The organism is Citrobacter sp. Cpo148, assembly GCF_030332375.1.
GTDB classification, from domain to species: domain Bacteria; phylum Pseudomonadota; class Gammaproteobacteria; order Enterobacterales; family Enterobacteriaceae; genus Citrobacter; species Citrobacter portucalensis.
The window spans coordinates 320980-341241 of record NZ_JAOWHY010000043.1; the positions used below are offsets into that span (position 1 = coordinate 320980).

General features: G+C 51.1%; 21 protein-coding genes. 9 read left to right on the forward strand and 12 right to left on the reverse strand.

What is annotated here, in order from left to right:
• Positions 1-111 precede the first annotated feature (111 nt).
• Entirely contained in the window at positions 112-798 is a 687-nt protein-coding gene (locus tag OGY10_RS11485) for a CPBP family intramembrane glutamic endopeptidase (protein ID WP_008784721.1), read from the forward strand.
• A 33-nt stretch (positions 799-831) separates the two neighbouring features.
• Here the strand turns inward: OGY10_RS11485 and ynfM are convergent, their stop codons facing one another.
• Positions 832-2085 (reverse strand): multidrug efflux MFS transporter YnfM/SxtP(Kp), encoded by a 1254-nt coding sequence (gene ynfM, locus OGY10_RS11490; protein ID WP_191226019.1) that lies wholly within the window; start codon positions 2083-2085, stop codon positions 832-834.
• A gap of 107 nt (positions 2086-2192) precedes the next feature.
• Here ynfM and ynfL point away from each other — a divergent pair, with 107 nt between their 5' ends.
• The 3 genes from ynfL to bioD all read left to right on the forward strand — a co-directional run bounded on the left by ynfL (position 2193) and on the right by bioD (position 5261).
• The gene (gene ynfL, locus OGY10_RS11495) at positions 2193-3101 is read left to right on the forward strand and encodes a multidrug efflux transcriptional activator YnfL/SxtR(Kp) (RefSeq protein WP_003836337.1); all 909 of its coding nucleotides are present in this window, start codon (positions 2193-2195) and stop codon (positions 3099-3101) included.
• Positions 3102-3219: 118 nt separating this feature from the next.
• Entirely contained in the window at positions 3220-4440 is a 1221-nt protein-coding gene (gene mlc, locus OGY10_RS11500; RefSeq protein ID WP_003832888.1) for a sugar metabolism global transcriptional regulator Mlc, read from the forward strand.
• A 125-nt stretch (positions 4441-4565) separates the two neighbouring features.
• Positions 4566-5261 carry a dethiobiotin synthase gene (gene bioD / locus OGY10_RS11505; RefSeq protein WP_020996409.1) on the forward strand — a complete coding sequence of 232 codons (696 nt, stop codon included), beginning with the start codon at positions 4566-4568 and terminating at the stop codon, positions 5259-5261.
• Here the strand turns inward: bioD and clcB are convergent.
• From clcB to OGY10_RS11535, 6 genes are all read right to left on the reverse strand, one after another.
• The gene (gene clcB, locus OGY10_RS11510) at positions 5217-6506 is read right to left on the reverse strand and encodes a voltage-gated ClC-type chloride channel ClcB (protein WP_048216317.1); all 1290 of its coding nucleotides are present in this window, start codon (positions 6504-6506) and stop codon (positions 5217-5219) included. The two genes, bioD and clcB, sit on opposite strands and share 45 nt — an antisense overlap.
• A 119-nt stretch (positions 6507-6625) precedes the next feature.
• A complete protein-coding gene (gene dmsD / locus OGY10_RS11515) occupies positions 6626-7240 on the reverse strand; it encodes a Tat proofreading chaperone DmsD (protein WP_008784725.1) in 615 nt (204 codons plus the stop codon).
• A 42-nt stretch (positions 7241-7282) separates the two neighbouring features.
• Positions 7283-8137 carry a dimethyl sulfoxide reductase anchor subunit family protein gene (locus OGY10_RS11520; protein ID WP_008784726.1) on the reverse strand — a complete coding sequence of 285 codons (855 nt, stop codon included), beginning with the start codon at positions 8135-8137 and terminating at the stop codon, positions 7283-7285.
• A 1-nt stretch (position 8138) separates the two neighbouring features.
• Positions 8139-8756: a dimethylsulfoxide reductase iron-sulfur subunit DmsB gene (dmsB, locus tag OGY10_RS11525; protein WP_008784727.1), complete on the reverse strand. Its 618-nt coding sequence runs from the start codon at positions 8754-8756 to the stop codon at positions 8139-8141.
• Positions 8757-8766: 10 nt separating this feature from the next.
• On the reverse strand, positions 8767-11205 hold the full coding sequence (gene ynfE / locus OGY10_RS11530; RefSeq protein ID WP_286576762.1) for a selenate/tellurate reductase subunit YnfE: 2439 nt from the start codon (positions 11203-11205) through the stop codon (positions 8767-8769).
• A 148-nt stretch (positions 11206-11353) separates the two neighbouring features.
• Complete coding sequence (locus OGY10_RS11535; RefSeq protein ID WP_008784729.1) at positions 11354-11662, reverse strand: DUF1161 domain-containing protein; 309 nt, start codon at positions 11660-11662, stop codon at positions 11354-11356.
• 102 nt (positions 11663-11764) lie between these two features.
• On the opposite strand from OGY10_RS11535, the gene OGY10_RS11540 reads away from it, so the two are divergent.
• A complete protein-coding gene (locus OGY10_RS11540; protein ID WP_080685929.1) occupies positions 11765-12475 on the forward strand; it encodes a YnfC family lipoprotein in 711 nt (236 codons plus the stop codon).
• 6 nt (positions 12476-12481) lie between these two features.
• Here the strand turns inward: OGY10_RS11540 and speG are convergent, their stop codons facing one another.
• The gene (gene speG / locus OGY10_RS11545; protein ID WP_008784731.1) at positions 12482-13042 is read right to left on the reverse strand and encodes a spermidine N1-acetyltransferase; all 561 of its coding nucleotides are present in this window, start codon (positions 13040-13042) and stop codon (positions 12482-12484) included.
• A 35-nt stretch (positions 13043-13077) separates the two neighbouring features.
• Positions 13078-13419 (reverse strand): DUF1283 family protein, encoded by a 342-nt coding sequence (locus OGY10_RS11550; RefSeq protein ID WP_008784732.1) that lies wholly within the window; start codon positions 13417-13419, stop codon positions 13078-13080.
• A 153-nt stretch (positions 13420-13572) separates the two neighbouring features.
• On the opposite strand from OGY10_RS11550, the gene OGY10_RS11555 reads away from it, so the two are divergent.
• From OGY10_RS11555 to OGY10_RS11570, 4 genes are all read left to right on the forward strand, one after another.
• On the forward strand, positions 13573-13899 hold the full coding sequence (locus OGY10_RS11555; protein ID WP_008784733.1) for a YnfA family protein: 327 nt from the start codon (positions 13573-13575) through the stop codon (positions 13897-13899).
• 107 nt (positions 13900-14006) lie between these two features.
• Positions 14007-15221 (forward strand): starvation-sensing protein RspA, encoded by a 1215-nt coding sequence (rspA, locus tag OGY10_RS11560; RefSeq protein ID WP_003832907.1) that lies wholly within the window; start codon positions 14007-14009, stop codon positions 15219-15221.
• A gap of 60 nt (positions 15222-15281) precedes the next feature.
• Complete coding sequence (locus tag OGY10_RS11565) at positions 15282-16616, forward strand: MFS transporter (protein WP_286576764.1); 1335 nt, start codon at positions 15282-15284, stop codon at positions 16614-16616.
• Between the two features lie 161 nt (positions 16617-16777).
• Positions 16778-18244, forward strand: a complete 1467-nt coding sequence (locus OGY10_RS11570; RefSeq protein WP_008784735.1) for a mannitol dehydrogenase family protein — start codon at positions 16778-16780, stop codon at positions 18242-18244.
• Between the two features lie 74 nt (positions 18245-18318).
• Here OGY10_RS11570 and ydfZ read toward each other — a convergent pair whose 3' ends face one another.
• From ydfZ to ydfG, 3 genes are all read right to left on the reverse strand, one after another.
• Positions 18319-18522 (reverse strand): putative selenium delivery protein YdfZ, encoded by a 204-nt coding sequence (ydfZ, locus tag OGY10_RS11575; protein WP_003032393.1) that lies wholly within the window; start codon positions 18520-18522, stop codon positions 18319-18321.
• Positions 18523-18713: 191 nt separating this feature from the next.
• Positions 18714-19400 carry a GntR family transcriptional regulator gene (locus tag OGY10_RS11580; protein WP_003032396.1) on the reverse strand — a complete coding sequence of 229 codons (687 nt, stop codon included), beginning with the start codon at positions 19398-19400 and terminating at the stop codon, positions 18714-18716.
• 86 nt (positions 19401-19486) lie between these two features.
• Positions 19487-20233 carry a bifunctional NADP-dependent 3-hydroxy acid dehydrogenase/3-hydroxypropionate dehydrogenase YdfG gene (gene ydfG / locus OGY10_RS11585; RefSeq protein ID WP_020996406.1) on the reverse strand — a complete coding sequence of 249 codons (747 nt, stop codon included), beginning with the start codon at positions 20231-20233 and terminating at the stop codon, positions 19487-19489.
• Positions 20234-20262 lie beyond the last annotated feature (29 nt).

A 20262-nucleotide genomic window follows, 5' to 3' on the forward strand; every position in this document is an offset into this window, starting at 1 on the left:
ATTGTACTCATGGGCATTGCGTAAAAGTTGGTAGGTTGTCAGTGATAATGAGAATTTTTATCATGCATAGGTAATTCATCAACTTATCTTCGATGAGCGCAAGGAGATCGTATGTCACAGGATGCCGACAACCTGTATATCGCCAGGACTAAAGCAGTTGCTGGCTGCTTTTCAATGTTTTTACTGATGTTTGGCCTCACGTTTACCCCGTTGTTTTTCCCCGCGAGTCAGGACCTGCTTGCCAAAGGGCTACTTTTTCCGCTGTTGTTTGCTTTGGAATTTGTTGTGCTGGTTCCGCTGTATTATTTCTTCTTTAGAAAAAGAGAGGGGCTGGGCAAAGGCATTTTCAACGCCAGGTGGTTTACCATTTTGTTTGCGGCGCTGCTTTTTATTCAGCTTATCCTGCCATTGATTTTGGGTCTCAGACAAACTGAAGCGTGGGTGACCAGCCAAATATCCTTAAGTAGTTATGCGTTGTGGTTATCTACGTTGACCCTGATATTTATCGCGCCAGTTTATGAAGAAATTGTTTTCAGAGGCTGTTTATTCAACGCGTTCCAGTACTGGTTCAATAATAAAACCTGGCTGTCGTCAGTGGTGGTATCGGTCATTTTTGCCATCATGCATACGCAGTATGTGGATCTACGCACGTTGCTGATGTTGTTTCTTGTGTCGCAGGTGTTGATTCTGGCCAGACTGAAAAGCAACGGTCTGTTGATGCCAATTTTGCTGCATATAGTGATGAACGGGACAGTTGTTGCTCTGCAGATGGCGGCTCAGACGTTACAGCCAGGGTGATGAAGGTGATGCCCGGAACCCGGGCATCGCGGATTATACGTGCAGACGATGGTGCAAACGCGCACCGACCAGCAACGCCAACACCAGCATCAGGGCGATAAATCCGCCCACGCCGTTCCAGCCATAGCTGTGCCAGAACACACCGCCCAGCGTACCGGCAATACTGGATCCCAGATAATAGCTGAACAGATACAGGGAAGAAGCCTGGCCTTTAGCGCGTTTTGCTCGTGGTCCAATCCAACTGCTTGCTACGGAGTGCGCGGCAAAGAACCCGGCTGAAAAGAGTAGCATCCCGGCGAAGATCAGCCATAGCGATGTGAACAGGGTCATTAAAAGTCCAACCAGCATCACGCCTGTTGAAAAGAGCATTACCGGGCCACGGCCATAACGAATGGTCATAGAACCCGCCTTTGGCGAACTCCATGTCCCGGTCAGATACGCCACAGATAACAGACCGACAACTGCCTGGCTGAGCTCCCACGGGGAGAGCATCAGGCGGTAGCCGATGTAATTAAACAGCGTGACAAACGACCCCATCAACAAAAAACCTTCCGCAAACAGCAACGGCAAACCTTTGTCGCGCCAGTGCAAACGGAAGTTGATAAACAACGTTTTCGGGCGCAGCGATGTGGGTCTGAAATGACGGGATTCCGGTAAGATTTTCCAGAACATCAGCGCAGAGGCAAGGGCAAAACAGCCGATCGCCGCCAGCGCGATACGCCAGTTAAAAAAGTCGGTAAACACGCCGCTGATCAAGCGACCACTCATTCCGCCAATTGAGTTACCGCTGATATACAGGCCCATTGAGAAGGCGACGAAACTGGGATGAATTTCTTCACTCAGATAGGTCATCCCTACCGCTGCGACGCCGCTCAGTGAAAGTCCTACCAGAGCACGCATGATTAAAATACCGTGCCAGCTGGTCATCATCGTTGAAAGCAGCGTACAACAAGAGGCGAGCAGCAGCGCGGTAACCATCACCGGCTTGCGGCCAATAGCATCTGAAAGTGGGCCGGTAAACAGTAACCCTATCGCCAGCATCGCCGTCGAGATGGAAAGCGAGATACTGCTGCTTGCGGGAGAGACCCCAAACTCGTGCGAGAGCACTGGTAGTATGGGTTGTACGCAATAGAGGAGGGCAAAAGTCGCCAGTCCGGCGGAAAACAGCGCCAGCGTGACGCGCATAAATGGGGATGTTCCGCGTTTGATAAATCCATCCGGCGGGGTAACTATCTGTTCATCAACATCGCTTGTTGGCGCGGTATCGACAGTTGTTGTACGGCTCACTTGAAATCCTTGCTCATTCAATTACGTCTACAGGACCAGCCTTAAGAGTATGAAAATCACAATATTCTGTCTAATATATTAATAATCTCAAATAATATTTTAAAAATATGAATATCGAACTGCGTCATTTACGTTACTTTGTGGCCGTTGCCGAAGAGTTGCATTTTGGTCGGGCGGCGGCGCGGTTAAACATTTCGCAACCGCCGCTAAGTCAGCAGATCCAGATCCTTGAACAGCAGGTTGGCGCCCGGTTACTTGCCCGAACTAACCGTAGCGTGGCGCTGACCTCTGCCGGAAAGCAGTTTCTGGCGGACAGTCGGCAGATCCTCGGGCTAGTTAATGAAGCCGCCGCCAGGGCTGAGCGTTTGCATCTGGGAGAAGCAGGGGAATTGCGTATCGGCTTTACGTCGTCCGCGCCGTTTATCAAAGCGGTTTCAGATACGTTATCGCTGTTTCGCCAAAGCTACCCGGCAGTGCATATGCAAACCCGTGAAATGAACACGCGTGAGCAAATTGCCCCGCTCAATGAAGGAACGCTGGATTTGGGACTTCTGCGTAATACGCAGCTTCCGGAAACGCTGGAGCGTGAAATCATTCTGCATGAACCACTGATGGCAATGATCCCACGTGCGCATCCGTTGGCGCAAAAACCCGTGGTCACGTTGGCCGAACTGGCGAATGAGCCATTTGTCTTTTTTGACCCCCATGTGGGGACAGGGTTGTATGACGATATTCTGGGCCTGATGCGTCGCTATGGACTGAAACCGACGATTGCGCAGGAGGTTGGCGAGGCGATGACTATCATTGGGCTGGTGGCCGCAGGATTAGGGGTTTCTATACTTCCTGCTTCTTTTAAACGGGTGCAACTGTATGAAATGTGTTGGATCCCGATAGCGGAAGAAGATGCTGTCTCGGAAATGTGGTTAGTGTGGCCAAAGCATCATGAGCAAAGTCACGCCGCGCAACGCTTTCGCGAGCAGCTGCTGGCGGCCGTTCAGGCGATTAATTTAGTTTAAAAATGGGTGAAAATGTGCAGTAAATCACAAGGCTAAGTAAAAAGTTGACGGAAGCCATTGAAGTGCTTCACCATAGCCCGCAGATTATTTCGGAGCGCGAAAATAAAGGGAGTAAGTGGTGGTTGCTGATAGTCAGCCTGGGCATATCGATCAAATTAAGCAGACCAATGCGGGTGCGGTTTATCGCCTGATTGATCAGCTGGGTCCGGTATCGCGTATTGATCTCTCCCGCCTGGCACAATTGGCGCCTGCCAGCATTACCAAAATTGTCCGCGAAATGCTCGAAGCGCATCTGGTGCAAGAGCTGGAAATCAAGGAAGCGGGTAGCCGTGGACGTCCGGCCGTTGGGCTGGTTGTCGAAACGGAGGCCTGGCACTACTTATCCATTCGTATCAGTCGTGGCGAGATTTTTCTGGCGCTACGCGATCTGAGCAGCAAGCTGGTGGTTGAAGATTGTCTTGAAATGGCGCTGGTCAGCGAAACACCGTTGCTGGATCGCGTGATAACCCAGGTCGATCAGTTTTTCATCCGCCACCAGCAAAAGCTGGAGCGCTTAACCTCCATCGCCATCACCTTACCCGGTATTATCGATACTGAAAACGGTATCGTTCATCGCATGCCATTTTACGAAGATGTCAAAGAGATGCCGTTGGGCGAAGCGCTTGAGAACCATACCGGCGTGCCGGTGTATATTCAGCACGATATCAGCGCCTGGACGATGGCCGAGGCGCTTTTTGGCGCATCGCGCGGTGCGCGCGACGTCATTCAGGTGGTGATCGATCATAACGTGGGTGCAGGGGTGATCACTGACGGCCATTTGCTGCATGCAGGCAGCAGTAGCCTGGTGGAGATTGGCCATACGCAGGTCGATCCCTACGGTAAACGCTGCTACTGCGGCAACCATGGTTGTCTGGAAACAATCGCCAGCGTCGACAGCGTGCTCGAATTGGCGCAGGTGCGCCTGAAGCAGTCAATGAGTTCTTCTCTACATGGACAACCGTTAACGGTAGACGCGCTGTGTCTGGCGGCCATGCAGGGTGATTTATTGGCGAAAGATATCATTAGCGGCGTTGGGACCCACGTCGGTCGAATTCTTGCCATCATGGTGAATTTGTTCAACCCGCAAAAGATATTGATTGGCTCTCCGCTCAGTAAAGCGGCAGATATCTTGTTCCCTACCATTGCGGACAGCATTCGTCAGCAGGCGCTTCCGGCTTACAGTCAGCATATAGTCGTTGAAAGTACCCAGTTTACCAATCAGGGGACGATGGCGGGGGCGGCGCTCGTGAAGGACGCGATGTATAACGGTTCTTTGTTGATTCGTCTATTACAGGGTTAACATTTTTTAACTGTTGTACGAAAAATTGCGCTATCTCAAGCTGATCCTGGTCGTCATACCTTAGACTTTCTCCACTGTTTTATTTTCCTGACTTATATTTTCAAAGCATAACGGTGGAGTTAGTGATGCTGAAGCGTTTCTTTATTACAGGTACAGACACTTCTGTTGGGAAGACCGTGGTTTCCCGCGCATTACTACAAGCGTTAGCGTCAGGGGGTAAAAGCGTAGCAGGTTACAAACCAGTAGCCAAAGGCAGCAAAGAGACGCCCGAAGGTCTGCGCAACAAAGATGCACTGGTGCTGCAAAGTGTGTCATCTATCGAGCTGCCCTATGAGGCAATTAACCCAATTGCGTTGAGCGAAGATGAAAGTAGCGTGGCGCATAGTGGTCCGGTCAATTACACCCTGTTATCCAACGGTCTCGCAAGCCTTAGCGAAAAAGTCGATCACGTCGTCGTGGAAGGCACCGGAGGCTGGCGGAGCTTGATGAACGATCTGCGTCCGTTATCGGAGTGGGTGGTGCAGGAACAACTGCCGGTGCTGATGGTAGTGGGTATCCAGGAAGGCTGTATTAACCATGCGATCCTCACCGCGCAGGCGATTGCCAGCGACGGACTGCCGCTGATTGGCTGGGTTGCGAATCGCATTAACCCGGGGCTGGCACATTATGCGGAAATCATTGATGTGCTGGGTAAAAAATTACCTGCACCGCTGATCGGTGAACTGCCTTATCTGCCTCGTGCAGAGCAGCGTGAGTTGTCGCAGTACATCCGCCTTTCAATGCTCGGCAGCGTGCTGTCGGTAGATAGAGTCGTGGCGTAACGTACGCGACAGTACCGACGCCAGGACACAGGCGATCAGTAATCCGGGGAGCAGGCGATACTCCCCGGTCATTTCACAAACCATCAACGTCGACATTATTGGTGCATGCGTGGTAGCCGCCAGCAGCGTGGCCATCCCCGTTAATCCCAGCAAAATGGCAATTTCATCCGAGCCCGGAAGCCATAATCCCCATACCTGACCCAGCAACATGCCCACCGACAAGCCGACAAACAGCGTTGGCGTAAACACGCCACCCGGAGCACCGGATCCACTGCTGGCAAGCACCGCCAGTAATTTGCAGATAAAAATCCCGCCAACCACGGCCAGCAGCGGTGGTGAAAGTAAATATGACTGCACCACGCTGTAGCCATTACCCCAGACCGTAGGCGTGAGCAATGAAAGCAGGCCAACGATCAACCCGCCAAGCGCCAGTTGCCACGGTGGCGAGAGTTTTAAGCGCAAAAATACATTATGGCTGGCGGTCATCAACCACATGAAGAGCGGTCCGCAGATGCCAGCAGCCAGACCGGTGCTGACAATCATAACGTATTCCAGAGCATGTAATTCCCGCGACAGGTGCACGGTATACAGCAGCGCATTGCTGCCGCTAAGCAGATTGGTGGTGAGTAATGCGACTACGGCGGACACCACTACCGGCCCCAGTGAGGCGAGGATCAGTGTGCCAAACAATACTTCGGCAATAAATAAACTGCCCGCCAGCGGGGCATGATAGGCTCCAGCCATACCTGCAGCGGCGCCGCAGGCAATCCATAACTTCCATTCTGTACGCGGGGTAAAGCGTTGAGCAAAGCAGGAGGCTGCCAGGGCCGCCAGTAAAATCATGGCACCTTCACGTCCGATGGCGCTCCCGCTGGCAACGACCAGTAACGATGCCAGCGATTTCACCAGGCTTGCACTGACGTCAAATTGTCCGTCGGTTTGCAGGGCTTCCATATAATCAGTGGGAGCCTGCGGACGTAAACGGTTAAATTTTTGCCAGCCCCACAGTAGTAATCCAGCCGCCAGACCGCCGAGTGCAGGTGTCAGCATACGCCTTAAGGGCGAAAGGTTTGTCGCTGCGTTGACCAGACTTCCCGTGTTGTTGCTCAGAAACAACCATTCGAGAAGCAGCATGGCATGACGAAATCCTGCGACGGCCAGCGCAGCAAGGACGCCAATCAACGCGGCGATCAGCAGGCGGCGGAACATGGCACGCAGGTCAGGGTAAGCATGTAAATGATGCATGAGTGGCCAGACTGGAAAATTCAGACGCTCTATTTTGCGGCTATTAGGCAACAGAAGCAAAAGCTCAGCGTGCGCAACAGGATGCACCACAGGCAGGACAATTCCTGCCTGTGACGAAATTAACGGAACAAAGGCTTATCGGCTACCGGGATCAGTAACTGTGATTGCCACTGTGCCAGCGTCAGGCGCGCCAGCTCACCAAGCGCCTGGTAGAACGGGTGATCGGCTTTTTCGATAAACACATTAAGAAAGCGTGATGACCATGGGAACAGATGCCAGGCCAGCAGTTGCTCGCACTCGGTGTGGCGTTCGTTCTCGGCAAGCCAGGCCGTCAGCAACAGCAGCGAACCAAAGTGATCTTCTGGCTCATTTTGCTGCATGGCAAACTGGATGCCGTTGTCCCGCATCCACTGGCGTAATGCCAGCGTGGAGTCGCCAAACAACACGTTTTCACGATCCAGCCAGACGGATCCCCATGGCGGAGAAGGGAGCGCATAGGGGCCAACAAACAGACGTTGCCAGGCCTGCGGGAGAGACTCATCGGCCTCAGCCTGAAACTGAGCGACTAACGGCGAAAGCGTTGTCTTTTCAAGCGGCCACTGCGCCTGCCAGCCATCGGTTCTTAACGCACTGACCAATGCCGAAGCTTCCGCACTGTCTGGGGCATAGTAAAACAGCGCGCCAAGCACGCGCGCTGCGGTAGAAAAGTTGTCACGTTGTGAAAAATGGGTCATGCAAACAATCCTGAACAGTGCGGGTTGCCCCGCACCCGAAAGTTAACCTGCGACAGCCATTCCGACTGTCATATGTAAACCGTAAAACAAACCGCGGCCAATGATTTCACCGACAAGCACCAGAATTAACCCGAGCGCCAACCCGCCAACTGACGGTCCTTTGCGACGGATCAACGGACATATCCAGCAACCCAGACCCGCGGCCAGCAGCAGGACTCGCCAGACCTGTAAACTGCCGTAGTCGGGAACCAGTGCGCTGGCGGATTGTACCGAACTGTGGATCTCGCCGAGTGACAGTCCCTGCAGCACAATAACGGCCACCGTAACCAGCAGAGCCAATACGCTGATACCGGCGAATCTGGCGGTGTTAAAAGAAACACCTGCAGCACGCAGCAGCAGAGCGGCAAATAGCGGTCCACTGAGCAGCATCGTCATGAAAAACGCCAGTGTAGTATAACCGTTATACCAGGTTGGGACGGTGTCTATCTGGTAGACGTTGGTCATCGCAAAGACAAATACCAGGCCCAGCAACATGCTCAACAGCATCCAGATTTTACCTAACGCTGCGGGCATTTTACCGAGAAACGCCACCAGCCACCACAGGCCACCGACGGCGAAAAACAGCGAACCGCTGGCGATTTCGTTACTTAGCGCCGATGCGCCAATTCTGTTCAGCGAGTTAAACGCGCGCAGCGGCGAACCTAAATGCATGATCGAGGCGAGAAAGGCGATGCCCATTACCAGCCAGAGAAAAAACATACTGCGAAGGATACGTTGTTTTACCAGCTCGTCTTTAGCGGTCAGCCAGCCGTAACCACTGACGATCAGCGCCCCGGCTACGCACTGGCCCAGCACCGTAAACAGTACCAGCGGCCATTCATGCCATCCATTTCCCATTTTACACCTCCTTTGGATTAGCCAGAAAACCCGTGGTATCCCCGGTCGGGCGGCAATTGGCGTTTGGTTTGATCACAATATTTGGTTTGGTGAAGTGCGCACCCGGCAGCGGGGCGACGGCAGCCAGTTCACCATGTTTTTTGCGCAGTTCGTCGATGGGGCCAAAATCCAGCGCACGCAGCGGACAGGACTCGACGCAGATGGGCTTTTTGCCGTCTGCAACACGATCATGGCAGCCATCACACTTGGTCATATGTCCTTTTGCAGCATTGTACTGTGGCGCACCGTACGGGCAGGCCATATGACAATAGCGACAGCCAATGCACACGTCTTCATCGACCACCACAAAACCATCCTCACGCTTATGCATCGCACCACTTGGACAAACCTTGGTGCAGGCCGGATCCTCGCAGTGGTTACAGGAGATTGAAAGATAGTAGGCAAAAACGTTCTGGTGCCAGACGCCGTTGTCTTCCTGCCAGTCACCACCTGCGTATTCGTAAATCCGCCGGAAACTGACGTCAGGGGTGAGGTCTTTGTAGTCTTTGCAGGCCAGCTCGCAGGTTTTGCACCCGGTGCAACGACTGGAATCAATAAAAAATCCATACTGAGTTGTCATGGGTTAGTCCTTAAACCTTCTCGATCTCGACCAGATTAGTGTGCTGTGGGTTGCCTTTTGCCAGCGGTGAAGGGCGCTGTGTTGTCAGCGTATTGACGCAGGCGCCATGGTCAATTTTGTCGCCGGCCATATCCGCATCGTGCCATGCACCCTGGCCCATTGCGCTGACGCTAGGCAGGATCCGTGGCGTCACTTTGGCCGGAATACGTACTTCCCCGCGGTCGTTAAAGACCCGCACCATATCGCCATTTGCAATACCACGTTTTTGGGCATCGACGGGATTGATCCACACTTCCTGACGACAGGACGCCTGCAGAACATCGATATTGCCGTAGCTGGAGTGCGTACGGGATTTGTAATGGAAGCCAAACAACTGCAGCGGAAATGCGCTGCGTTTGGGATCGTCCCACCCTTCAAACGTGGAGGCGTAGACGGGAAGTGGGCTAATTACTTCATCCTTCTGCAACTCCCATGTGTTGGCAATTTTCGCCAGCCGGCTGGAGTAAATTTCAATCTTTCCAGACGGTGTTTTGAGCGGATTGGCCTGCGGATCGTCGCGGAATTTTTTATAAGCGACAAAATGCCCGTTAGGATCTTTGCGTTTATAGATCCCCATTTTTTTCAGCTCGTCATAAGAAGGGAGCGCGGGGTCCTTGGCCAGCATTTTTGCATACAGATACTGGAGCCATTGTTCCTGAGTACGGCCTTCCGTAAACCGTTGATAGATATCATTGCCAAGGCGTTTGGCGACTTCGCTCATTATCCAGTAGATCGGTTTGCGCTCGAACTTCGGTGACGTCGCGGGTTGAATAAAAATGAGGTATCCCATGTTGCCCGCATAGTCGTTAGGAATGATGTCTTCCTGTTCGACGGTCATTAGGTCCGGCAGCAGGATATCGGCGTATTTCGCCGAAGATGTCATGAAATTTTCGATGACCACTATCATTTCGCATTTCGTATCATCCTGAAGGATCTCATGCGTTTTATTGATATCTGAGTGCTGATTAGTAATGGTGTTGCCCGCGTAGTTCCAGATAAACTTAATCGGTACATCGAGCTTATCTTTCCCGCGCACGCCATCGCGGGTTGCGGTCATTTCCGGACCCCGGGCGATGGCGTCGGTCCAGCTAAAGCAGGATATTTGGGTTTTGATGGGATTATCCGGCAGCGGCATGCGTTCAATCGTGATGGTGTAGGTTGATTCTCGTGCACCGCTATTGCCGCCGTTGATGCCAACGTTGCCGGTCAGGATTGGCAGCATTGCGATCGCGCGCGAAGTCAGTTCGCCGTTAGCCTGACGTTGTGGACCCCAACCCTGACAAATATACGCCGGTTTTGTACTACCGATTTCCCGTGCCAGTTTAATGATGCGCTCGGCCGGGATCCCTGTGACATGCGAGGCCCATTGGGGCGTTTTAGCGACACCGTCATCGCCATTGCCAAGTATATAGGCCTTGTAATGTCCGTTAGCGGGGGCGTCAGCGGGTAGGGTTTTCTCGTCATAACCGACGCAATATGTGTCAAGGAATGCCTGGTCGACGAGATCTTCGTTAATCAGGACCCAGGCGATTCCCGCCACCAGTGCGGCATCGGTTCCCGGACGGATAGGGATCCACTCATCTTCACGACCCGCAGCGGTATCGGTATAACGCGGGTCGATGACGATCATGCGGGCGTTAGAACGCTCCCGGGCCTGCTCAAGGAAGTATGTTATGCCACCGCCGCTCATGCGCGTTTCGGCAGGGTTATTGCCGAACATCACCACCAGCTTCGTGTTTTCAATGTCGGAGGTACTGTTGCCGTCATTTGAGCCGTAGGTGTAAGGCATTGCCGCCGCGATTTGTGCGGTACTGTATGTGCCGTAATGGCTCAGGAATCCGCCATAGCAGTTCATCAATCGAGCGACCAGCGAGGCATAAGGGGAGGAGCGAGTAATATTGCCGCCGACAATGCCAGAGGTGTAGTTGATATACACGGCCTCATTACCGTATTTCTGTACGGTATTTTTTAAACTGGTGCTGATGGTATCCAGCGCTTCCTGCCAGGTTATGCGTTCGAATTTACCCTCACCGCGTTTGCCCACGCGCTTCATAGGATAATTGAGGCGATCCGGATGATTGATCCGTCGACGGATTGAGCGTCCACGTAAACAGGCACGCACCTGGTGCTGACCATAAATATCGTCTCCGGTCGTATCAGACTCCACCCATACGACCTCGTCATCTTTGACGTGGAGTTGCAGGGCACAACGACTGCCGCAGTTCACGGAACAAGCGCCCCAAACCACTTTCTCTTCAGCCGGTTGTATCGCCTGTTGTACCGCAGCATCTGCGGTGCGCATCCCAAAAGGTAACGATAACCCGCCAGCGGCAAGCGCCAACGAACCTATAGCCGAGGATTTCACTAACATCCTGCGGCTAATGCCTCCATATTGCTCAGTATCAGACATAACTCACTCCATTATAGTTATCGCTATATATTAATCTCTATAGCGAAATTAATAGCATGCTAATAATAGAGTGAGTTTACCCATTTATGAGTATGGCATCTTAATGCATATCAAACTGGAGTAACCCTCCGCGTACGGAGGGTATGATTTATTGCGGTTCGGCGACGTGCCCGTCCTGTGCAGGCGAGCTGTTGGCAGGGGCGTTTCCACTGTTAGTCCGGGTGTAGAGAATTTTGTGCGTATCGTTTGCACAATGTCCTACCACCAGCGAATCAGGTTGATCGGCCTGATCGTTGGGGACAATATTCAGCGTAAAGCTGGACTCTGCGACGCCATTGTTGATGATGCGCTGCTCGATATCGCTTTTCACGCGTTCACATGACGCAGGTGCGGCCAGAACCTGTGGGGATGCAACTGCCAGTAAGATCGCGGCAATTCCTGTTACGTATTTCATCATCAGCTCCTTTATGATCGACATAGACTAAGATTAGCATTTCTGGTGTAAATAACTGTATTTGCTAATATGATTGAGAATTATCTTCTTATCCCGGTGAAAAATGTGAAGAAACAGACCCTGTTAGGTTTCCTGTGTGTCGTGCTGGTTGGGTGTGATAACGCCAAAGGGCTGGTTTCCTTTACGCCGGAAATGGCCAGTTTTTCCAATGAGTTTGATTTCGATCCGCTGCGCGGGCCGGTGAAAGATTTCAGTCAGACGCTGCTCAACGACAAAGGTGAGGTCACCAAGCGCGTTGCTGGTACCCTGTCACAGGAAGGGTGTTTCGATACACTTGAACTGCACGATATCGAAAACAATACCGGTATGGCGCTGGTCCTGGATGCTAACTACTATCGGGATGCCGAAACGCTGGAAAAACGGATCCGTTTACAGGGCAAATGCCAACTGGCGGAACTGCCTGCTGCAGGTGTGGTGTGGGATACCGACGATAACGGTTTTGTCGTTTCCGCCACGGGGAAAGAGATGAAGGTGCAGTATCGATATGATGCCGAAGGCTACCCGCTGGGCAAAACAACCGTCAGCAAGGACAGCACTTTGCAGGTTGATGCTAAACCGTCGGTTGATCCATTGAAGAAGTTAGATTACACCGCGGTGAGTATGCTCAACAATCATCCGTTAGGCAATGTCAAACAAACGTGCAAATACGATGAATACGCAAATCCGGTCAACTGCCAGCTTGTTATCGTTGATGAGAGCGTGAAGCCGGCAGTTGAACATCATTACTCGATTGAAAACACGATCGACTACTACTAGTCGTGTTTACTGAGCGGTAGGCGGCAGCAGATTAGGGCCTGCCGTTTTGTGCTCTGCCAGATACTGCTGCTGGAAGATACACATACGAATCGTGTTGCGGTATTGGCCGTTGATAAAGAACTCATGGATCAGCTCGCCTTCGACCATAAAACCGAGTTTACGGTAAATGTGGATAGCCTTTTCGTTCTCTTTATCGACGATCAGATACAGCTTATAGAGGTTGAGCACGGTAAAGCCATAGTCCATTGCCAGCTTTGCTGCCCGTGAGGCCAGACCCTTCCCCTGATATTCCGGCGAAATAATAATCTGGAACTCGGCCCGGCGGTGTACATGGTTAATTTCAACCAATTCCACCAGCCCGGCTTTTTCACCGTCGCACTCCACCACGAAGCGGCGTTCGCTTTGGTCGTGGATGTGTTTGTCATACAGGTCTGACAGCTCAACAAACGCTTCGTAAGGCTCTTCGAACCAGTAGCGCATTACGCTGGCATTATTATCAAGCTGATGGACGAATCGTAAATCTTCACGCTCCAGCGGGCGCAACTTAACACTGAGGGCGCTAGTCATATCGTATCCTTTCAATATCCTTCAAAGTACAATGATTATGGGGCAACGGAGCGGCCAGTTCGGCGGTCGAGGCAGCGCAGGGTGTTAGGTTCCCAGTACGCATTAATATTAGCGCTTTGCTCGCACTTATCACGGCTATCAAAGGCCGTATCGGCTTTGTCCCACTCTTTCTCTGCACGTTTATTGACTTTCTGGCGAAGCTGACGCGTATCGTTCCATTGTTCCTTTTCCATTGCGGCTTGTTGACGACTTTGCGCACTGTCTCCGGATTCAATGACCAGTTTACTGGTTTCAGCAAATGCGGAAGAGGTGTACACAGCCGCAGCCAGCGTCAGCATAGCCGTCAGGCACAGGCGTTTGGTCAGTGTAATTTTCATGGTGAATTCCTTTTATGGGAAAGGGTAAAAACGATAAAACAGGGTTAAATTCTACACTATTCCAGTTTGCGGGCATACCCACCCGGTGGATATGGATACGCTAACGAGATTCTGTCGTATCATGGTTAAACCGAAGGTAACTGAATAACATCAATGCTTAAGACCACATTTCTTTTTTTCATCACCGCGTTATGCGAAATCATTGGCTGCTTTTTACCCTGGCTTTGGCTTAAGCGAGGAGCTACAGCCTGGTTGCTGATACCCGCCGGGGTGTCACTGGCTTTATTCGTCTGGTTGCTGACACTGCATCCGGCAGCCAGCGGGCGTGTATACGCAGCCTATGGCGGTGTTTACGTGGTGACCGCGCTGCTATGGCTACGTATTGTCGATGGTGTAAAACTCAGTTTATATGACTGGTCTGGCGCGCTGGTGGCGTTGTGCGGCATGCTGATCATTGTGGCTGGATGGGGGCGCGCATAGCGCCTTTTTTGTGATCAAACAGCGTTTTTTTGATCTTTATACTTGTATGGTAGTAGCTCAGTTGAGTAAATTTCCTGCATCACAAGAACAGATGTAGGGAATAAGAAATGAAGATTGTTGGGGCTGAAGTGTTTGTCACCTGTCCTGGGCGTAATTTTGTAACGTTGAAAATTACGACAGAAGATGGGATCACCGGGCTGGGAGATGCCACGTTAAATGGACGCGAGTTGTCTGTGGCGTCGTATCTGAAAGATCACGTGTGTCCGCAGCTTATTGGTCGCGATGCGCATCGTATTGAGGACATCTGGCAGTTTTTCTACAAAGGTGCGTACTGGCGTCGTGGTCCGGTCACCATGTCGGCGATTTCTGCGGTGGATATGGCTCTCTGGGATATCAAAGCGAAAGCGGCGAATATGCCGTTGTACCAGTTGCTCGGCGGTGCGTCTCGTGAAGGGGTTATGGTCTACTGCCACACCACAGGCCATACCGTTGATGATGTACTCGAAGATTATGCGCGTCATAAAGAAATGGGCTTTAAAGCCATTCGCGTGCAGTGCGGCGTGCCGGGTATGAAAACCACTTACGGTATGTCTAAGGGCAAAGGACTGGCCTACGAACCCGCCACCAAAGGGCAATGGCCGGAAGAGCAGTTGTGGTCAACGGAGAAATACCTGGATTTCACACCAAAATTGTTTGCTGCCGTGCGTGACAAGTTTGGTTTCAACGAACACCTTTTACACGATATGCACCACCGTCTGACGCCAATTGAAGCGGCCCGTTTTGGCAAAAGCATTGAACAGTACCGTTTGTTCTGGATGGAAGACCCAACGCCAGCTGAAAACCAGGAGTGCTTCCGCCTGATCCGCCAGCATACGGTCACGCCGATTGCGGTAGGGGAAGTGTTCAACAGCATCTGGGACTGTAAACAGCTTATTGAAGAACAACTGATCGACTATATCCGCACCACCATCACCCATGCGGGTGGTATCACCGGTATGCGCCGGATTGCTGATTTCGCGTCGCTGTATCAGGTTCGTACCGGTTCACATGGACCTTCCGATCTGTCGCCTGTGTGCATGGCCGCCGCGCTGCATTTTGATCTGTGGGTGCCGAACTTCGGCGTACAGGAATATATGGGCTATTCCGAGCAGATGCTGGAGGTGTTCCCACATAACTGGACCTTTGATAACGGCTATATGCACCCGGGAGACAAACCTGGTCTTGGGATCGAGTTTGACGAAAAACTGGCGGCGAAATATCCGTATGACCCTGCATATCTGCCCGTTGCTCGCCTGGAAGATGGCACGCTGTGGAACTGGTAAATATAAATTTTACGTACGAAAGATGTTGATTAACCCAATACCCTACAGAAGGTTAAACTTATGGTTAGTTCAGTCGATATTAAAAATAACGTAGATAATAAGCCTATTATTCGTCGAGTGGCTTCAGCATCCGCAATTGGTACTGCTGCTGAGTATTATGATTTTTTTGCATACGGGACTGCAGCTGTACTCTTTTTTGGTCATCTATTTTTCCCGAGTGACGATCCGTTAATAAGTACTCTCGCTGCTTTTGCAACCTATGCTGTTGGTTTCCTTGCAAGACCATTAGGAGGAATCGTCTTTGGGCATATTGGCGATAAGGTTGGGCGTAAAAAAGCACTGGTTATTACTATATTAATTGTTGGTTTGGGGACGTTCTGTATAGGGTTATTACCTACATATGAGAAAATAGGTGTCTGGGCTCCAGCTTTACTTATTTTTATTCGTGTATTACAGGGATTTGGCGTTGGAGGTGAGCAAGCTGGTGCAGTACTGATGACGGCTGAATATTCTGAACCCAAACATCGTGGATTTTTTTCCAGTTGGGTTCAAATCGGTGCGCCGGTTGGTTTCCTCCTGCCGTTAGCGCTCTTTGCGCTGTTAAATGCCACACTTTCTCCAGAGGCAATGATGGATTACGGGTGGCGTATACCGTTTCTGTTGAGTCTGTTGCTGGTTATTGTTGGACTGTTTATCCGCTTAAAAATTGATGAATCACCTGTCTTTGCTCAGATTAGGGAGACAAAAGCAGAAGAATCACGTCCATTAGTTGAAGTTATCCGCGATTTTCCTGGCATTGTTGCCAAGGGGGTCTGCGCGAAACTGATTGAAGCTTGCACATTTGCAATGTTCACAGTGATTGTTTTGGCTTACGGAAAGGCAAACAATCTTGATGCTAATATTTTGATGGAGACAATGATCGTTGCGGTCATAATAGAAATAATTGCAATACCGTTGATGGGGTCGCTATGCGATAAAATTGGACGTAAACCAGTCTATATTATCGGTGCGCTGCTGCAGGTCGTTATGATTATTCCTTTCTTTCTTGCGATTAATCAGGATAGTTTTTGGCTTACACAAATAGTAATGATCCTGGTACTGAGTGTTGGGCATAGTATGTGTTATGCACCTCAGGCTTCTTATTTTCCGGAGCTTTTCCCAACTCATATTCGCTGTAGCGGAATAGCTTTAATTTGGCAACTGGGGTTGCTAATAGGCAGTGGCATTCTTGGACTGGTAGCAGTAAAAATTCTGCAAGTAACAGGTGGACATTACTATGGACTTGCAACCTATGTGATTGTACTTGGAGTTATCTCAATTATTGGTTTGTTGATGATGCCGGAAACCGCTCCGCAAAGACTTAAGCGTGAATACCAGCAGTGGCAGAAACATTAATATCCTTTGGCGGCAGTATGCCGCCAAATTCACTGACTTTGGTATATAACTCAACAAATGATGTCATACCAATCATAAAAAGCTTAATGCAAATCAAAACATACAACCATACAGGCGTTACTCTGGAACAGTCCTGATTTCATTTATAAGTAGGCCATACCATGCAAAACAAGCTCTTAGCGGCAAAGGCTGCACTTCCTGACTACGATCGTACAAAACTGGTTCCGCGTATTGTTCATCTGGGGTTTGGCGCGTTTCATCGCGCACATCAGGGTGTTTACGCTGACATTCTGGCCGCCGATCACGGCAGTGACTGGGGCTACTACGAGGTGAACCTGATTGGCGGCGAGCAGCAGATTTTCGATCTGAAACAGCAAGATAATCTGTATACCGTTGCAGAGATGTCTGCTGATGCCTGGACTGCGAGAGTCGTGGGCGTGGTGAAAAATGCATTGCATGCGCAGGTTGATGGTCTGGAAAGCGTACTGGCAGCGATGTGTGAACCGCAGGTCGCGATCGTTTCCCTGACCATCACCGAGAAAGGATACTGCCATTCTCCGGCGACCGGCCAACTGATGTTAGACAACCCGATGATTGCCGCCGATCTGCAAAACCCCAAACAGCCTAAAACTGCGCCGGGCGTGGTGGTTGAAGCCCTGGCACGTCGCAAAACCGCGGGTTTAGCCGCCTTTACCGTGATGTCCTGCGATAACATGCCAGAAAACGGTCATGTGATGCGCAATGTTGTCATTGCATATGCCCGAGCGGTAGATATGGAACTGGCCGCGTGGATCGAACAACATGTGACATTCCCATCAACAATGGTTGACCGCATTGTCCCGGCGGTTACGCAGGAGACGCTGGACAAAATTGAACATATCACCGGTGTACGCGACCCGGCAGGCGTGGCATGCGAACCGTTCCGCCAGTGGGTAATTGAAGATAACTTTGTTGCCGGCCGTCCTGAATGGGAAAAGGCCGGGGCGGAACTGGTAGCTGATGTCATTCCGTTTGAAGAGATGAAACTGCGTATGCTCAACGGCAGCCACTCTTTCCTTGCGTATCTTGGGTATCTGGCGGGATATCAACATATTAACGATTGCATGGGCGATGAAAACTATCGTCTTGCTGCACGTGCGCTGATGTTGCAGGAACAAGCACCTACGCTGAAAGTAAAAGGTGTTGACCTACAGCGCTACGCCGATCTGTTAATTGAACGCTACAGCAATCCGGCGCTGCGTCATCGTACCTGGCAGATCGCCATGGACGGTAGCCAAAAACTGCCGCAGCGTATGCTTGATTCCATTCGTTGGCACATTGTGCACGGTAGTGACTTTGCGCTGCTGGCACTGGGTGTCGCTGGTTGGATGCGTTACGTCGGTGGTGTGGATGAACAGGGCCAGGCGATTGAAATTAGCGATCCACTGTTGCCGGTGATCCAGAATGCGGTGCGTAGCAGCAACGAAGGCGAAGAGCGCGTTCAGGCGCTGCTGGCAATCGATGCTATTTTTGGCCGTGAACTGCCACAGGTTGAACTGTTCAACCGTCAGGTCACACAAGCGTATCTTACTTTACTGGCTGAAGGGGCGAAGGCGACGGTTGCGAAGTATGCAGCAAAACTGAAGTAACGAAGATTATGCTTTATGTCGCCATCTGGCTTGCAACGGCCAGATGGCGCTGTGTTTTCTGGCATTCACACCAATTAGTTCATGCCTAAACGAATCAGCTCGAGGGGGGCGTATTTGCCTTCACATCCTTCGATTTCCACTGTTTTCCCGCGGCGAATCTGCTCAGCGGTCAGGCCATCAGTATCTATTGCTGTAATGCGGCCTGTGAGTCCGGTGTCGCTGATCATGACGCGGCTGCCAGTGGTGATTGCGTTACGGTTACGATCGTATGTTTTCATGGTGTTTTCTCCTTTCCAACTTACCGTCAAAGCCCGTGGGCTTTTAGTCCCACGTAACGGGCGCAATATAAATACGCTTCTCATTAATGATTTTTTTTGTTTTCGATCAAAATCACAGCTTTTTTTATGCAGTTATGCGGGCGCTGGGAAAACGCAGGAGAAACTCACCCCGGAGTGAGGTGAGCGTAGTATTAATCTTCGCTGAACCAGTCGCTATTTTCCTGGCGAATAAGCTGAACGGACTCACCAATTTCCTGAAGATGGAGCATCATTGCGCGCTCGACCGCATCGCCATCATGCTTCTCAAGGGCGGCAAAGATATCGTGATGCTGGCGTAGCAGCATCTCAGGCGGGGAAATATGATCCAGGCTCATATAACGAACGCGGTCAATTGTAGCCTTTATATTCTCAACGGTATCCCAGGCGAGTTGGCACTCGGCGATTAAAGCCAGTTTCTGATGAAACTCATCATCAAGCTGGAAGAAATCATTAATCTGTTTTCGGTCAATTGCGATGCGCTGCTGATGCAAATTCTGTTCAAGCTGATAGCACTGTTGATCGTTGATCAGTGATGCGGCGCGGCGTACCACGGCACATTCAATTGCCTGGCGAACAAAACAGCCGTTTTGCACCTGCGACAGCGAAATTTTATTCACGTAGCTGCCACGCTGCGGGCGGATCTGAATCAGACCGTTCTCGGCCAGTTTGATGAATGCTTCTCGTACCGGCTGGCGTGACACATTAAAGCGTACAGAAACCTCTTTCTCCGACAGCGGTGTACCGGGTGCAATCAGACAATGCACGATATCACGGCGAAGAATACGGTAAATCTGTTGATTTACTGGCTGTGTAGGGTTGAGCTGCGTTTCTACGGTCATTCATTCTTACTTTTTAGAGAGTTAACCCGGATATTTTATCACTTCTTTCAGGCTATCTATACCCGGCACAAGGCCGGGCAGAGAAATTAGCTCCGGTGGATACTCAGCCCGGCAAAAGACTGTGTGACAGGCATCATTTCAAGGGTGTTGATATTGACATGAGCCGGTAAAGAAGCCACCCACCATACCGCTTCTGTAACATCTTGCGGAGTCAGCGCCGTGGTATTTTCGTAGGCTTTTTCAGCTTTGGCGTCATCACCTTTAAAACGGACATTAGAGAACTCCGTACCGCCAACCAGACCCGGTTCGATGTCGGTAACGCGAATTGCAGTGCCGTGTAAATCAGTACGTAAATTCAGGCTAAACTGGCGAACAAACGCTTTGGTCGCACCGTAGACGTTACCGCCAGCGTATGGCCAACTGCCCGCGGTAGAACCGATATTGATAATATGACCGCGGTTGCGTTCAACCATGCCAGGCAGAACGGCACGGGTCATATAAACCAGCCCCTTGTTGTTGGTGTCGATCATATTCTCCCAGTCTTCAATGCTGGCCTTGTGAGCAGGCTCAAGGCCCAGCGCCAGACCCGCGTTGTTGACCAGAACATCAATATTGCGCCATTCAGCAGGAAGGGCGTCCATCATCTCTTCAATCGATGCACGATTACGTACGTCCAGTTGCGCGGTATAGAGGCGGTCACCCAATTCCTCTTTCAGTTCCTGCAGGCGCTCCTGGCGGCGTCCGGTGGCAATAACTTTATGCCCATTCTCAATAAAACGACGCGTAATGCACTCACCAAAACCTGCGGTTGCTCCGGTTACTAAAACGATCATCTCACTGTTCCTCAACGCTTTTTATGTCG

Bases quoted from the DNA above. Each gene is read 5' to 3' on its own strand.
- OGY10_RS11565 (WP_286576764.1), top strand. From the start codon at position 15,282: ATGGTTAGTTCAGTCGATATTAAAAATAACGTAGATAATAAGCCTATT.
- OGY10_RS11535 (WP_008784729.1), bottom strand. From the start codon at position 11,662: ATGATGAAATACGTAACAGGAATTGCCGCGATCTTACTGGCAGTTGCA.
- dmsD (WP_008784725.1), bottom strand. From the start codon at position 7,240: ATGACCCATTTTTCACAACGTGACAACTTTTCTACCGCAGCGCGCGTG.
- rspA (WP_003832907.1), top strand. From the start codon at position 14,007: ATGAAGATTGTTGGGGCTGAAGTGTTTGTCACCTGTCCTGGGCGTAAT.
- ydfG (WP_020996406.1), bottom strand. From the start codon at position 20,233: ATGATCGTTTTAGTAACCGGAGCAACCGCAGGTTTTGGTGAGTGCATT.
- OGY10_RS11520 (WP_008784726.1), bottom strand. From the start codon at position 8,137: ATGGGAAATGGATGGCATGAATGGCCGCTGGTACTGTTTACGGTGCTG.
- OGY10_RS11555 (WP_008784733.1), top strand. From the start codon at position 13,573: ATGCTTAAGACCACATTTCTTTTTTTCATCACCGCGTTATGCGAAATC.
- ynfE (WP_286576762.1), bottom strand. From the start codon at position 11,205: ATGTCTGATACTGAGCAATATGGAGGCATTAGCCGCAGGATGTTAGTG.
- speG (WP_008784731.1), bottom strand. From the start codon at position 13,042: ATGACTAGCGCCCTCAGTGTTAAGTTGCGCCCGCTGGAGCGTGAAGAT.
- bioD (WP_020996409.1), top strand. From the start codon at position 4,566: ATGCTGAAGCGTTTCTTTATTACAGGTACAGACACTTCTGTTGGGAAG.
- clcB (WP_048216317.1), bottom strand. From the start codon at position 6,506: ATGCATCATTTACATGCTTACCCTGACCTGCGTGCCATGTTCCGCCGC.
- dmsB (WP_008784727.1), bottom strand. From the start codon at position 8,756: ATGACAACTCAGTATGGATTTTTTATTGATTCCAGTCGTTGCACCGGG.
- ydfZ (WP_003032393.1), bottom strand. From the start codon at position 18,522: ATGAAAACATACGATCGTAACCGTAACGCAATCACCACTGGCAGCCGC.
- OGY10_RS11580 (WP_003032396.1), bottom strand. From the start codon at position 19,400: ATGACCGTAGAAACGCAGCTCAACCCTACACAGCCAGTAAATCAACAG.
- OGY10_RS11570 (WP_008784735.1), top strand. From the start codon at position 16,778: ATGCAAAACAAGCTCTTAGCGGCAAAGGCTGCACTTCCTGACTACGAT.
- OGY10_RS11485 (WP_008784721.1), top strand. From the start codon at position 112: ATGTCACAGGATGCCGACAACCTGTATATCGCCAGGACTAAAGCAGTT.
- ynfL (WP_003836337.1), top strand. From the start codon at position 2,193: ATGAATATCGAACTGCGTCATTTACGTTACTTTGTGGCCGTTGCCGAA.
- OGY10_RS11550 (WP_008784732.1), bottom strand. From the start codon at position 13,419: ATGAAAATTACACTGACCAAACGCCTGTGCCTGACGGCTATGCTGACG.